Raw genomic sequence first — 13,849 nt, forward strand, 5'->3', positions numbered from 1 at the left:
GCATGACGCAGCCAACCCCGGTCGCGATCGTCGGGATGGCCGTGCTGCTGCCCGGCGCCCGCGACCTGGAGTCCTACTGGCACAACCTGGTCAACGGGGTCGACGCCATCACCGAGGTCCCGGCCGACCGGTGGGACGCCGACTTCTACCACCCGGACTCGGCCAGCGGACCGGCCAAGGCCGAGGAGGTCTACTGCCGACGCGGCGGCTTCGTCGAGGCGGACTTCGACCCGGTGAGCTTCGGCATCATGCCGAACTCGGTGTCCGGGGCCGAACCCGACCAGCTGATCGCGCTGCGGGTGGCCGCGGCCGCCATCGCCGACGCCGGTGGCCGGGAGAAACTGCCCGAGGCCAACCGGATCGGCGTGGTGCTCGGCCGCGGCGGCTACCTCACCCCCGGCCTGGTCCGCCTCGACCAGCGGGTGCGCACCGCCCACCAGCTGACCAAAACCCTCGGCGACCTGCTGCCCGACCTGGGCGCCGAGCAGCTCGCCGCGGTCCGGGCGGCCTTCGTGGACCAGCTCGGCCCGGCCGCGCCGGAGGCCGCCATCGGCCTGGTGCCCAACCTGGCCGCCTCCCGCATCGCCAACCGGCTCGACCTGCGCGGCCCCGCCTACACCGTGGACGCCGCCTGCGCCTCCAGCCTGGTCGCGGTCGACCAGGCCGTATCCGAACTGGCCGCCGGACGCTGCGACGTGATGCTCGCCGGCGGTGTGCACCACTGCCACGACGTCACCTTCTGGAGTGTGTTCTCCCAGCTCCGGGCACTGTCCAAGGACCAGCAGATCCGGCCGTTCGACCGGCGTGCCGACGGCATCCTGATCGGCGAGGGCACCGGCGTCGTCGTGCTCAAACGACTCGCCGACGCCCAGCGGGACGGGGACCGGGTGTACGCGGTGATCCGCGGCACCGGCGTGGCCAGCGACGGCCGCAGCGCCAGCCTGTTCAACCCCGAACCCGACGGCCAGGTCCTCGCCCTGCGCCGCGCCTGGGACGCCGCCGGACTCGACCCGGCCGCCCCCGGCTCGGTCGGCCTCCTGGAAGCCCACGGCACCGCCACCCCCGCCGGTGACGGCGCCGAACTCGCCACGCTGCAACGGGTTTTCGGCTCCGACGGCCCCAGCGCGGTGATCGGCTCGGTCAAGTCGATGATCGGCCACACCATGCCCGCGGCGGGCATCGCCAGCCTGGTCAAGGCCGCCCTGGCCCTGCACCGGCAGGTGCTGCTGCCCACCCTGCACTGCGAACAACCCCACGCCGACCTGGCCCAGACCCGGTTCCGGCCCCTGGACACCGCCCAGCCCTGGGAACTCGGCGAGGGCCAGGAAATCCGCAGGGCCGCGGTGAACGCCTTCGGCTTCGGCGGCATCAACGCACACGTCGTACTCGAAGAAGCACCGTCCACAGTGGACCGCCCGAAGATCGCCGTGACCGAGCCGGAGCGGGTGCTGACCATCAGCGCCCCCACCCCGGCCCGGCTGGCCGAACTCCTCGACCTGCCAGACCACGAGATCCGCTCCACCGCACCCTCCACAGAGGACGGATGCAGGCTGGGCATCGTGGCCCCCACCGCGAAACGCCTCGGCATCGCGCGCAAGGTGGTCGGCAAGCAGGTCGCCTGGCGTGGCCGCAACGACGTCTGGTTCAGCCCGGAACCGTTGCTGGCCAAGGGCGGCAAGGTCGCCTTCGTCTTCCCCGGCCTGGAAGCCGACTTCGAGCCCAGGGTCGACGACGTGGCCGCGCACTTCGGCCTCACCGTGCCCGGCCTGGACGCGGGCAACGTGGGCGCGCACGGCGCCGGTGTGGTCGGTGTCGGCCGTTTACTCGACACGGTGTTGCGCAAGCTCGGCGTCCAGCCCGACCACATCGCCGGGCACAGCGTCGGCGAGTGGACCGCGATGATCACCAGCGGCATCTACGACCAGGCCCAGATCGACGAGTTCCTGACCGGGTTCGACCCCGCCTCGCTCAGCGTGCCCGGCGTGGTCTTCGCCGCCTTCGGCTGCGGCGCGGACCGGGTCACCGAGGTCATGGCCGACCGGCCCGGTGTGGTGCTCTCGCACGACAACGCGCCCAACCAGTCCATTGTCTGCGGCCTGGAACCCGTGGTGAACGCACTGGTCCTGGAACTGCGGGCACGCAACGTGCTCGGCCAGGTGCTGCCGTTCCGCTCCGGCTTCCACACCCCCATGCTCGCCCCCTACCTGGACCCGATCCGGGAGGCCGCCGCCGGATTCCGGCTGCACCAGCCGAGTGTGCCGATGTGGTCGGCCACCACCGCCTCGCCCTACCCGCCGCAGGAAGAAGCCGTGCGGGAGCTGTTCATCCGGCACCTCCTGGAACCGGTGCGGTTCCGGCCCCTGGTGCAGGCCATGCACGCCGCCGGTGTCCGGGCGTTCGTCCAGGTCGGCACCGGGGCGCTGAGCACCCTGGTCAGCGACTCCCTCGCCGGGCAGGAACACCTGTCCATCTCGGCGAACAACCCCAAGCTCAGCGGCATGGCCCAGCTGCGCCGGGTGCTCACCGGGCTGTGGGCCGAGGGCGCGCCCACCCACCCGGACCGGCTCGACCCGGCCCCGGCCAAGGTCCGCGCGGGCAAGGAACTGCCCCTGGACCTGTCCGCGACCACGGTCCGGCTCGGCGGCGACCTGCCCCGCACCATCAAGGCCGCGCTCACCAGCACCCCGAGCCCGGTCCAGCAGCCGGTTCCGGCCGGTGCGCTCGGCGGGGCCTTCGCCGAACTCGACCGGCTCGCCGCCCGCTTCCCCCTGGCCGCCGAACTCGGCGGGCTGCTCAAGGACACCGCCGACACCGCCGCGAGCGTGCTCGGCGCCGCCCAGCAGGGCACCGTGACCGCCGCACCCGCCCCGGCCGCGCCACTGCGCACGGTGCTGCGGATGTCCACCGAGACCATGCCCTACCTGCGCGACCACGCCTTCTACCGCACCCCGGCGGGCTGGCCGGACGACACCGACGGCTTCCCGGTCGTCCCGGCCACCACGATGATCAAGCACATGATGGACGCCGCCGAAACGGCCGCGCCGGGACAGCGGGCCATCACCGTGCACAACGTGAAACTGTTCCGCTGGCTCGTGGTCGCTCCCCCGGTCGAGGTCGAACTCACCGTCACCCCACTGGCGCCGAACCGGGTCAAGGTGACGCTCGGCCAGAACGCCGAGGCCGAGATCGAACTCGCCGCCGCCTACCCGGCCGCTGACCTGCCGGTGTGGACCTTCGACGAACCCGGCCAGGCCCCCAAGATCACCGCCCGGCAGCTCTACGACGAACGGTTCATGTTCCACGGCCCGCTCTACCAGGGCGTCACCTCCCTCGAAGCCATTGGCGAGCACCACATCCGCGGCGTGATCACCGTGCCCGGCGGGCCCGGCGCGCTGCTGGACAACGTCGGCCAGGTCTTCGGGTACTGGATCATGGAGAACGTCACCGAGAAGCGCGTGGTGTTCCCGATGTCCATGGACCGCATCCGTTTCTTCGGCCCCGAACCCGAACCCGGCACCCCGCTGGACTGCCTGGTCAAGATCACTCAGCTGGACGAGACCTTCTTCGGCGGGGCCATGCAGCTCGTGCACGCCGGGCAGGTGTGGTGCGAGATCGACACCTGGATCGACCGCCGCTTCGCCAGCAACGAGAACACCAAGAAGATGGAGCGTTTCCCCGAGCACAGCAGGCTTTCCGAACGCCGGGACGCGGGTTTCCTGGTGGTGTGGGAACGCTGGCCCGATGTGGCCTCCCGCGACCTGATGATGCGGATCTACCTCAACGCCGCCGAACGCGCCGAGTACGACACCACCTCACCGCGAGTGCGGCGGCAGTGGCTGCTCGGCCGGATGGCGATCAAGGACGCCGTGCGCCAGCACCTGTGGGACGACGGCGCCGGACCCATGTTCCCGGTGGAGCTGACCGTGACCGGCGAGGCCACCGTGCGTGGCCGAAACCCGTTGCCGTCATTGACTGTCTCCACCGCGCAGGAAGGCCAGGTGGGCGTCGCCCACGTGCGGGACGGCGAGGTCCCCACCGGAATCGACGTGCGCAAGGTCGCGGACAGCCCCGGCACCACCGCCTTCGCCGCCGCGCTCGCCGCGGCCGCACGGGCCCACGGTGGCGAGGCCGAACAGTACGAAGTTGTCGGCGCGGAAGGTGACACGCTCACCGTTCGCGGCGCCACTGGCAGCACCCCGGTGACGTGGACCGTCATCACCGACCCTGACGGTGAGATCGCAGGCGAGTACGTGGTCGCCTGGACCAAGGACTAAGGAGACACTGCGGTGGAACTCGCGGAAGCGCCCCTGACGCTCGCCCGGATGACGCATGAGGCCGTGCTGTCCGACATCGGCGTGATGCTGCACAAGGTCCTGGGCGAATACGGCCTGGACGAGGTCGAGGTCACCATGGACTCGACCTTCCACGACGACCTGGAACTGGAGAGCATCGACCTGGTCGCGCTCGCCGGTCAGCTGGAGGAGCGCTACGGCTCCCGGGTCAACTTCGCCGAGTTCATCGCCGAACTCGAACTCGATCAGATCATCGCGCTGACCGTCGGCCAGCTCGTCGACTACGTGGTCGGCGCGCTGGACGGGGGGAACTGACCTTGGCGGTCGTGCAGGCCAACGGCATCCGGATGCACGTGCAGCGGATGGCGGCCCGCAACACCACGGCGGCGAACCCGCCGACCGTGGTGTTCATCCACGGCATCGGCACCGACAGCCTGGCCAGCTTCTACTTCACCCTGGCCGGGCCGGTGGCCGCCGCCGGGCACCAGGTCGTGGCCTATGACCTGCGCGGCCACGGTCGCAGCGAACGCACCGAGAACGGCTACCGGGTCGCGGACTCGGTGGCCGACCTGGCCGCGTTGCTGGACGAACTGGAGATCGCCGGACCGGTGCACCTGGTCGGGAACTCCTTCGGTGGCACGGTGTCCTTCAGCTTCGCCGCCACCTTTCCGGAGCGGGTGGCCAGCCTGGTGGTGATCGAATCCGAGCCGACCAGCGACGAGTGGTCGGCCAAGATGGGTTCGCTGCTGGGGCGGGCGCGGGCGCAGTTGCAGCACGCCGAGGCCCTGGAGTGGATCACCGAGAACCGCGGCGGGCACACCTCCAAACTGGCCAAGGCGGCCGGAAGGATGTTGCACACCACCGCGATCGCCGACGAACTGCCCACCGGGCCGATCCTGACCGCCGAGCAGGTCGGTGCGATCGGGGTGCCGGTGCTCGCGGTCTTCGGCAGCGAATCCGATCTCGTCGAGCAGGCGCCGATCCTGGAAGCCGCGTTGCCGCACTGCCGCACGGTGATCGTGCCGGGGCAGGAGCACTCGGTGCTGGTCGAGGCGCCCAAGGTGATGCGCGAACTACTCCTGGACTGGCTGACCGAACACGGGGCGAAGGTCGCGGTGTGAAGGTACTTTTCGTGGTCCCGCCACTGTTCGGGCATGTCAACCCGACCATCGGGCTCGGCGCGGCCCTCACCGCGCGCGGGCACCAGGTGGCCTGGGCGGGACACGGCGAGTTCGTCCGGCAGCTCACCGGCGAGGACGCGCTGGTCTATGACTGCGCCGTCCCGGCCGAGGTCGAGGACCGGCCCGCGGACCTGCGCGGGCCGGGGGCGCTGAAGTTCCTGTGGGAGAAGTTCCTGGTCCCGCTCACCGAGTCGATGTTGCCCGACGTCGAGGCCGCCATCGGCGAGTACCGGCCGGATCTGCTGGTGGTGGACCAGCAGGCGATGGCCGGGGCACTGGCGGCGTTGCGGCTCGGCCTGCCCTGGGTGACCTCGGCGACCACCTCGGCGGAGTTCACCGATCCGTTGCGGGGCATGCCGAAGGTCGTCGAATGGGTCCAGGAGACCATGGCCGGGATGCGGGCGCGGGCGGCGGTGGCCGCCGAGGTCGACCTGCGTTACTCCCCGCACCTCACCCTCGCCTTCACCACCAGGGAACTGGTGGGGGAACTGGATTCCGCGTTCGACAACGTCGCCTTCGTCGGCCCGTCGATCACCGAACGTCCTGACCACACACCGTTTCCGTGGGATCGCCTCGACGAGCGAGCCAGGGTGCTGATCAGCCTGGGCACCGCGAACGCCGACGCGGGCGCCCGGTTCCTCGCCGAGGCCGCCGCCGGGATGGGCGAGCTGGCCGACCGGGTGCAGGCGGTGCTGGTCGACCCGGGTGGCAGCGTGAAGTCCGCGCCGGACAACGTGATCGTGCTGCCCAGGGTGCCCCAGCTCGCGCTACTGCCGCACCTGAGCGCTGTGCTCTGCCACGCCGGGCACAACACCGTCTGCGAGGCACTCGGCCACGGCCTGCCCCTGGTGGTGGCGCCGATCCGGGACGACCAGCCGGTGATCGCCCAGCAGGTCGTCGACGCCGGGGCCGGGATCCGCTTGCGCTTCACCAGGTCGACCGCCGGGCACATCCGGGACGCCGTCGCCACCGTTCTCGACGAGCCGGGCCACCGCGAGGCCGCCCGGAGCATCGCCGACTCCTTCACCGCCGCCGGTGGCTCCCCAGCCGCCGCGTCGCGCTTGGAGGAACTCGCCGCACAGGCAGTACCCACCGCCATCGGGAGGATCTCCGAGTGAGCCCGCGTTCCACTGCCCGGACCTGGCTGCGCCGTGGCGTCCAGGCCGCGCTCCTGGCCGGACTGGTGCTCGACACCGCCGCCCTGCGCCGCCGCGTCGCCGCGTTGCGCACCCTGCCGGAACGCCCGGCCCCCGGCGACGACCGGTACCGCCTGCTGCACGCCGACGGCGTCACCGTGGACGGCCCCACCCTCAACGCCGCCCGCGCGCACGCCAAGGCCGAGGGCCTGTGCGCCCTCGAACTCGTGCCCCGCGACCTGCCCACCGCGCAGGCCCTGGACCTGTTGCGCACCGTGGACCCGGCCACCTACCGCACCGACCGGCAGGCCAAGGGCGCCGGGGCCTGGCACGCGGTGCTCGCCGACGACGGCGTGCTGCGCGCGGTGGGCTATCCGGCCGAGCACGTCAGCCGGGACGCCGCCGAACTCGGCCAGGCCGCGGCCAAACTCAAACTGCACGCCCCCGACGGCACCGACCTGGTGGTCAGCCCCCGGCTCACCAGCGCCCCGGAGATCGTCGAGGACGACGCGCGCATCCTGGCCCGGCTGCTCGGCCGCAAGACCGGCGGCGAACTCGGGCCCCGGCTGGGCTGGCTGGCCATCCTGGCCGGCAGCTCGGTGCTCGGCCCCGGCTGGGCCGCCGCGCTGCTGGCCGCCTGGTCCGCGCAACCGGCCGTGGTCTTCGCCGGCAGCCGCAGCCTCAAGCCGGTGGACCTGTTCTCCTACAGCCTGCGCCGGGTGGTGGCCGAGCCGAAACGGTTGCTGGCCGCCATGTCCGAGGCCCGACTGTCCACATCGGACGATCTGGACCCGGTGACCCGGCTGCGCCCGGACTACCTGGCCGAACTCGCCGACGGCGTCGACCGCTTCTTCGAGCCGCGCCGCCGGGACTGCCCGTGGTGCGGCAGCGCCAACCTGGCCACCCACCTGAAACTGCCGGACCTGTTGCAGCACAAGCCCGGCGAGTTCACCCTGGACCGCTGCCGGGCCTGCACGCACATCTTCCAGAACCCGCGCCTGACCATCGCCGGACTGGACTTCTACTACCGGGACTTCTACGACGGTCTCGGCGAGGACAAGCTGGACAAGCTCTTCGCCGCCCGCGGCATCGCCTACCGCCCCCGTGCCGAGATGCTCAAACCCTTCGCCGAACCCGAATCCTGGCTCGACGTCGGCACCGGCCACGGCCACTTCTGCAACGCCGCCCGCGAGGTGTGGCCGCAGACCACCTTCGACGGCCTGGACATCACCGAGGGCGTCGAACTCGCCGAACACCGCGGCTGGGTCGACCGCGGCTACCGAGGGCTGTTCCCGGAACTGGCCGCGGACATCCACGAGAGCTACGACGTGGTCAGCATGTACCACTACCTGGAGCACAGCCGCGACCCGCGCCAGGAACTGGAGGCCGCGCTCAAGGTGCTCAAGGCCGGTGGCCACCTGATGATCGAGGTGCCGGACCCGGAATCACGCTGGGGCAAGCTGCTCGGCAAGTGGTGGCTGCCCTGGCTGCAGCCGCAGCACCTGCATTTCGTGCCGATCGGCAACCTGCGGGAAGCGCTGTCGGAGATGGGTTTCACCGTGGTCGCCGAACAACGCGGCGAACCGCACGAGCCCATCGACCTGGTCGGCGCGGCCTGGAACGCGGTCAACCACTTCGCCCCGCGCGACGACGTGCCGTGGGCGCCGCAGCCGCCGACCGCGGGGGCCAAGGCTGGCCGGGCGGCGACGATGATCGCGGCCGCCCCCGCGCTGCTGACCGCGGCGCTGACCGACCGGGTGCTGTCCCCGCTGTCCAAGCGCTACGGCGGTTCCAGCGCCTACCGGCTGCTCGCCCGCAAGGACTGACCCGCGCCTGCTGGCCCCGGTTCAGACCGGGGTCAGCAGCCGGAACCGCTGGGTGAGCACCAGGGTGTCGTCGTCCACGGTGAACCCCGGATCACCCAGCTCAGCGCGTACTTCCGGGCTGTGCCAGAACTCCTCGTGCCCGGCCCGCCACTGGGCCAGGGACTCGTCGCCCTCGCCCTCGTCCAGGGCGTGCCGGAGGTCGACCTCGGCCAGCCGCAGCACCCGCACCTCGGTCAGCTCGATCACCGCCACCGGGCGGTCCGCCGAGTCCACCACTACCTCCCGCTGCCCGGCCACCGGCAGCGGCTCGCCCACTGCCTGGTAACTGAGCACCAGGGCGGAGGTGGTGGTCTTCGCACCGGCGAGGATGGCGGCCACCAGGCGGTCGCGCAGCGGACCGGGGAAGCCGAACTCGGCCTTGGACAGCCCGTCGAGATCCATGCCGGGCACCCTACGGATCAGCGGCAGGCGGGCAAGTCGATATCGGGGCATCCACCGAACGGTGGGTGGATCCGACCATCGCCCGATGCTGCCGCGACCGGGCAGCCCGGCGACAGACTTCCGGTATGGCTGGAGACCCGGCGGTCCGGATCCGCGGACTGCGCAAGACCTACCAACGGACCCCGGCGGTCCAGGACGTCGACCTCGACATCGAGCACGGCGAGATCTTCGCCCTGCTCGGCCCGAACGGGGCGGGCAAGACCACCACCATCGAGATCCTCGAGGGCTACCGGGACCGCGACGGCGGCACCGTCTCCGTGCTCGGCGCCGACCCGGCCAAGGCGGGCCTGGGCTGGCGCAGGCGGATCGGCGTGGTGCTGCAGGAGAACGGGGACTTCCCCGAACTCACCGTCGGCGAGGTCCTCAACCACTTCGCCTGCTACTACCCCGACGCCCGCGACCCCGACGAACTCCTCGAAGCGGTCGGCCTGACCGACAAACGCGACTCCCGGGTGCACCGGCTCTCCGGCGGTCAACGGCGCAGGCTCGACGTGGCCCTTGGCATCATCGGCAACCCACGCCTGCTCTTCCTGGACGAACCCACCACCGGCTTCGACCCGGCCGTGCGCCGCCAGTTCTGGGAACTGATCAGCGGACTGCGCGCCGCCGACACCACCATCCTGCTCACCACCCACTACCTCGATGAGGCCGAGTTCCTCGCCGACCGGGTCGCGGTCATCGCCGCCGGGAAGCTGGTGGACGTGGCCACCCCGCGCCAGCTCGGCGGCCGGGACCGGGAACAGGCCACGGTGGCCTGGACCGACGCCGAGGGCACCCACGAGGTGCGCACCGGCAACCCCACCCGCACCGTCGGCGAACTCGCCGCCCGCTACCACGGCGACGTGCCCGAGCTGAGCGTGCGCAGACCCAGCCTGGAGGACACCTACCTGCAACTGATCGGCGGCGCGCGATGACCACCACCACCCGGACCAGGGCCAGCCACCGGAGCACCGCGCTGGGCATCGGCCTGCGCCGAGGAGTGCTGGAACTGAAGCAGTTCCTGCGGCAGAAGGACACCGTGATCTTCACGTTCTCCTTCCCGCTGCTGATGACCGTGCTCTTCGGCGCGATCTTCCAGCGCAAACTGCCCGGCACCGACGTCGACTTCACCCAGTACTTCCTGGCCGGCATGGTCGCCACCGGCATCATGGGCACCACGTTCGTGCTGCTGGCCGTGGGCATCGCCCTGGAGCGCGACGACGGCACGCTGAAACGCCTGCGCGCCATGCCGATGCCACTGAGCGCCTACTTCATCGGCAAGACCGTGCTGGTGCTGGTGGCCTCGATCGCGCAAACCGTGCTGCTGCTGGTCTTCGGCTCGCTGTTCTTCGGCCTGACCATGCCCGCCACCGCCGGGAAATGGCTCACCCTCGGCTGGGTGCTGCTGCTCGGCGTGATCGCCTGCACCCTGCTCGGGGTGGCGATGAGCGCGGTGCCGCGCAGCGGGCGCAGTGCCGCCGCCGTGGTGATGCCGATCTTCGTGGTGCTGCAGTTCATCTCCGGGGTGTTCTTCGTCTTCACCGAACTGCCGGGGCCGGTGCAGGCCGTCGGCGGGGTGTTCCCGCTGAAGTGGCTCAGCCAGGGCCTGCGCTCGGTGTTCCTGCCCGAGGAGCTGCAACGGATGGAACCCACCGGATCGTGGGACCACCCTGGCATCGCGATCGTGTTGGCACTCTGGATCGTGGCCGGTCTCGTACTCTCGGTGGCGACGTTCCGCTGGCAGCGCGCGCGGAGCTGACCGCGGCAGGACAGGGAGGGACCGATGGCCGCCCCAGGGGAACAGGCCTGGCAGTGGCACGCCGTGCAGGCGCTGGTGCTGCTGCTGATCGCGGGCCTGTTCCCGGTGGTGGAGGCGCCGTGGTGGGGTTATCCGCTGCTGGCCGCGGCCTGGCTCTGGTACCTGGTGCTCGGCGCGCCCGCGGTGCGCACCGGACCGGTCTCCACCCCCGGCAGCCTGGTCTACCTGCTCGGCGCCATCCCGCTGCAGGCCGCGCTGGTACTGGCCTCCCCGATCGCGCTGGTCCTGCTGCCCGACCTGTTCGCCCAGGTGTACTGGCTGGTCAGGCAGTTGTGGCTGGCCAACCTGGCGGTCGCGGTGACCACCGTGCTCAGCGGCTTCGCGGTCGTGGAGCACTTCGGCTGGAGTCAGCTGGCCATCCTCGGCTCGCTGCTGGGGGTGGCGGGCTGCCTGCCGGCCACGATCGGGCTCGGCGTGCTGTCCCGGCGGCTCATCGAGGCGGCCCAGGCCAGGGAACGGCTCAACCGGGAACTGCGCCAGGTGCGCTCCGAACTGCACACCGCCTACCACCGCGAGGGCGAACGGGCCGAGCGGGAACGGCTCGCGCACGACATCCACGACACCCTGGCCCAGGGCTTCACCAGCCTGGTGATGCTCATCCAGACCGCGGACGCCCTGGTCACCGCCGACCCGGACCGGGCGCGGGACCAGTTGCGGCTGGCCGAGCGCACCGCGCGGCAGAACCTGGCCGAGGCGCGGGCGCTGGTCACCGACCTGATGCCGGCCGCGCTGCGTGATTCCACGCTCAGCGAGGTGATCTGCCGCCTGGTCCGCCAGCTCGCCGAGGAACTGGGCGTGCCGCACGAGGTCACCGTGCACGGCCAGCCAGCCGACCTGGCCCCGGCCACCGAGGCGGTGCTGGTGCGCACCGCCCAGGAGGCACTGGCCAACATCGCCAAACACGCCGCGCCCGGCCGGGTGACGGCCAGACTGATCTTCACCGCGGACGGCAGCGTGCTGGAGATCATCGACGACGGGCGCGGCTTCGACCCGGCCGAGGCCACCGGCTTCGGCCTGCCGGGCATGCGGGCCAGACTGGAACGGATCGGGGGCAGCGTGCACATCCACAGCGACCACGGGCAGGGCACCACCGTGCGGATCACCGCGCCATGACCGGGCGGGCGATCCGGGTGCTGCTGGCCGATGACCACCCGGTGGTGCGCGAGGGCTTGCGCGGCATGCTGTCCCTGGCTGGGGACATCGACGTGGTCGGCGAGGCCGCCGGTGGCGCGGAGGCGATCGAGCTGGCCGGCCGGCTGCGCCCGGACGTGGTGCTGATGGACCTGCGCATGCCCGACCTGGACGGGGCCACCGCGACCTCGCGGATCACCGCCGAACTGCCCGGGGTGCGGGTGCTGATCCTGACCACCTACGACGCCGACCGGGACATCGTGCACGCGGTGGAGGCCGGGGCCGCCGGCTACCTGCTCAAGGACACGCCGCGGGCCGAGCTGACCGACGCGGTGCGCGCCGCCGCCCGCGGCGAGACCGTGCTGACCCCGACGGTGGCCACCAAACTCCTAAGCCACCTGCGCGCCCCGGCGGCCGAGACGCTGACCGCGCGGGAGGTGCAGGTGCTGCGCCTAGTGGCCCAGGGCTGCACCAACGCCGAGATCGGCCGCCAGCTCACCATCGGCGAGGCCACCGTCAAAAGCCACCTGATCAAGATCTTCGGCAAACTCGGCGTAGACGACCGAACCGCCGCCGTCACCACCGCAATGTCCCGCGGCATCCTCTGACCCCACAGTTCCCACACGGCGTGTTGGCCGTTCTCGTACGGTGTGTTGGCCGTAATGGACGGTGTCTTGGCCGTTCTGGACGGAGTGTTGGCCGTTGTGGACGGCGTCTTGGCCGTTGTGGGCGGCGTCTTGGCCGAAGAGGCGTACCAGTTCGGCCAACACTGGGTACGAGAACGGCCAACACACCGTACGACAACGGCCAACACGCTGGCGGGGGGCGGTGGACCGGGTGGTTCAGTGTGTTGTGCGGGCGGCCTCTACGCAGGTGCGCAGCAGGTCGGTGTTCTCCGCCGCGGCGCCGCCGGGGTAGGCGTAGCGGCGGCGGTTGTAGCCGTAGGCCAGGCCGCTGCGCGGATCGGCGAGGGACAGGCTGCCCGCGGCGCCGCTGTGTCCGAAGGCGCCCTGTCCCAGGAACGGGTAGAACTCGGTCACGGCGCTGAAGCCCAGCCCGAAAGCCTTGTGCACGCGCGAGACCACGTCGTAGCCGATGGACTGGATCTGCGCGAATTCCGCCATGGTGTCCGGTTTCAGCAGCGGTGGCCTGCCGTCGAACCCGGTGCTGGCCGCCGCGTACATACCGGCCAGGCCGCGGGCCGAGGCGACCCCGCCCGCGGAGGCCTGGCCCTGCGCGCGGACGATCCGCTGGTTGGGGAAGTCCCACAGTTCGGGTGCGTCGGTGCGATGGGTGTTGAACGCGATCGCGGCCAGGCTCTCCGGCCCGGAGTCCCAGTCGTCGATCTCGGCCTGCTGTTCCGGGGTCGGCAGCATCGGCAACGTGGTCACGAACCGCGGCTCCAGCTCCTCCGGCAGTCCCAGGTGGAAGTCGAGGCCGTAGGGCGCCCGGATCCGCTCCTCGAACAGCTCCTGGATGCTCTGCCCGGTCACCCGGCGCACCACCTCGCCGGCCAGCGCGCCGATCACCCACGCGTGGTAGCCGTAGGCTGTGCCCGGCCGCCAGTACGGCCGCTGATCCGCCATCCGGGCCGCGATCAGCCGGTCGTCGGCCAGCTCGGCCAGGCTGAACCCGGCGTCCGCGCCGACCACCCCGGCGCGGTGCGCGAGCACCTCCCGCAGCGTGATGTCCCGCTTGCCCTGCGCCGCGAACTCCGGCCAGTAGTGGCTGACCCGCTGGTCGGGGTCGAGCACGCCGTCCTGCACCAGCAGGGCCACGACGAGGGACATCGCCCCCTTCGTGGCGGAGAAGACCCCGGTGAGCGTGTCGGCGGTGAACCCGGGGCCCGACCACAGGTCCACGACCTTCTCGCCGCGCACGTAGGCGACCAGCTGGCCCGCGTAGTCCGCCCGTTCCCCGGCGACGACCTTCGCGAACTCCGCGCCCACGCTCTCGTACCCCGCCGCGACCGTGCCGTGCATGT

General features: G+C 71.5%; 11 protein-coding genes. 9 read left to right on the plus strand and 2 right to left on the minus strand.

What is annotated here, in order from left to right:
• The first annotated feature begins 2 nt into the window (after positions 1-2).
• Genes HNR67_RS34870 through HNR67_RS46480 form a run of 5 tightly spaced genes read left to right on the plus strand, consistent with a single transcriptional unit; the run spans position 3 to position 8,435 of the window.
• Complete coding sequence (locus HNR67_RS34870; RefSeq protein ID WP_185006888.1) at positions 3-4,274, plus strand: beta-ketoacyl synthase N-terminal-like domain-containing protein; 4,272 nt, start codon at positions 3-5, stop codon at positions 4,272-4,274.
• 48 nt (positions 4,275-4,322) lie between these two features.
• Positions 4,323-4,607: a phosphopantetheine-binding protein gene (locus tag HNR67_RS34875; RefSeq protein ID WP_185011473.1), complete on the plus strand. Its 285-nt coding sequence runs from the start codon at positions 4,323-4,325 to the stop codon at positions 4,605-4,607.
• Between the two features lie 11 nt (positions 4,608-4,618).
• Positions 4,619-5,413 (plus strand): alpha/beta fold hydrolase, encoded by a 795-nt coding sequence (locus HNR67_RS34880; protein WP_312989672.1) that lies wholly within the window; start codon positions 4,619-4,621, stop codon positions 5,411-5,413.
• On the plus strand, positions 5,410-6,591 hold the full coding sequence (locus HNR67_RS34885) for a glycosyltransferase (protein ID WP_185006890.1): 1,182 nt from the start codon (positions 5,410-5,412) through the stop codon (positions 6,589-6,591). Before HNR67_RS34880 ends, HNR67_RS34885 begins: the two co-directional genes overlap by 4 nt.
• Positions 6,588-8,435, plus strand: coding sequence for a class I SAM-dependent methyltransferase (locus tag HNR67_RS46480; RefSeq protein ID WP_312988740.1), 1,848 nt, complete (start codon positions 6,588-6,590; stop codon positions 8,433-8,435). Before HNR67_RS34885 ends, HNR67_RS46480 begins: the two co-directional genes overlap by 4 nt.
• Before the next feature lie 21 nt (positions 8,436-8,456).
• On the opposite strand, the gene HNR67_RS34895 is transcribed toward HNR67_RS46480, so the two are convergent.
• On the minus strand, positions 8,457-8,927 hold the full coding sequence (locus HNR67_RS34895) for an ASCH domain-containing protein (RefSeq protein ID WP_246492662.1): 471 nt from the start codon (positions 8,925-8,927) through the stop codon (positions 8,457-8,459).
• A gap of 74 nt (positions 8,928-9,001) precedes the next feature.
• On the opposite strand from HNR67_RS34895, the gene HNR67_RS34900 reads away from it, so the two are divergent.
• From HNR67_RS34900 to HNR67_RS34915, 4 genes are read left to right on the plus strand one after another with little or no spacing between them, the layout of a single operon-like run.
• Complete coding sequence (locus tag HNR67_RS34900; RefSeq protein ID WP_185006892.1) at positions 9,002-9,850, plus strand: ABC transporter ATP-binding protein; 849 nt, start codon at positions 9,002-9,004, stop codon at positions 9,848-9,850.
• Positions 9,847-10,674 carry an ABC transporter permease gene (locus HNR67_RS34905; protein ID WP_185006894.1) on the plus strand — a complete coding sequence of 276 codons (828 nt, stop codon included), beginning with the start codon at positions 9,847-9,849 and terminating at the stop codon, positions 10,672-10,674. Before HNR67_RS34900 ends, HNR67_RS34905 begins: the two co-directional genes overlap by 4 nt.
• 24 nt (positions 10,675-10,698) lie before the next feature.
• Entirely contained in the window at positions 10,699-11,847 is a 1,149-nt protein-coding gene (locus tag HNR67_RS34910; RefSeq protein WP_185006896.1) for a sensor histidine kinase, read from the plus strand.
• The gene (locus HNR67_RS34915) at positions 11,844-12,473 is read left to right on the plus strand and encodes a response regulator (RefSeq protein ID WP_185006898.1); all 630 of its coding nucleotides are present in this window, start codon (positions 11,844-11,846) and stop codon (positions 12,471-12,473) included. Before HNR67_RS34910 ends, HNR67_RS34915 begins: the two co-directional genes overlap by 4 nt.
• Positions 12,474-12,707: 234 nt before the next feature.
• On the opposite strand, the gene HNR67_RS34920 is transcribed toward HNR67_RS34915, so the two are convergent.
• A complete protein-coding gene (locus tag HNR67_RS34920) occupies positions 12,708-13,847 on the minus strand; it encodes a serine hydrolase domain-containing protein (RefSeq protein WP_246492663.1) in 1,140 nt (379 codons plus the stop codon).
• Positions 13,848-13,849: the final 2 nt, after the last annotated feature.

Origin of the sequence: Crossiella cryophila (genome assembly GCF_014204915.1) — a bacterium.
Classification (GTDB): Bacteria; Actinomycetota; Actinomycetes; order Mycobacteriales; family Pseudonocardiaceae; genus Crossiella; species Crossiella cryophila.

Coding starts and splice junctions, on each gene's coding strand:
- HNR67_RS34875 (WP_185011473.1), top strand. CDS start 4,323: ATGACGCATGAGGCCGTGCTGTCCGACATCGGCGTGATGCTGCACAAG.
- HNR67_RS34900 (WP_185006892.1), top strand. CDS start 9,002: ATGGCTGGAGACCCGGCGGTCCGGATCCGCGGACTGCGCAAGACCTAC.
- HNR67_RS34915 (WP_185006898.1), top strand. CDS start 11,844: ATGACCGGGCGGGCGATCCGGGTGCTGCTGGCCGATGACCACCCGGTG.
- HNR67_RS34910 (WP_185006896.1), top strand. CDS start 10,699: ATGGCCGCCCCAGGGGAACAGGCCTGGCAGTGGCACGCCGTGCAGGCG.
- HNR67_RS34920 (WP_246492663.1), bottom strand. CDS start 13,847: ATGCACGGCACGGTCGCGGCGGGGTACGAGAGCGTGGGCGCGGAGTTC.
- HNR67_RS34905 (WP_185006894.1), top strand. CDS start 9,847: ATGACCACCACCACCCGGACCAGGGCCAGCCACCGGAGCACCGCGCTG.
- HNR67_RS34870 (WP_185006888.1), top strand. CDS start 3: ATGACGCAGCCAACCCCGGTCGCGATCGTCGGGATGGCCGTGCTGCTG.
- HNR67_RS34895 (WP_246492662.1), bottom strand. CDS start 8,927: ATGCCCCGATATCGACTTGCCCGCCTGCCGCTGATCCGTAGGGTGCCC.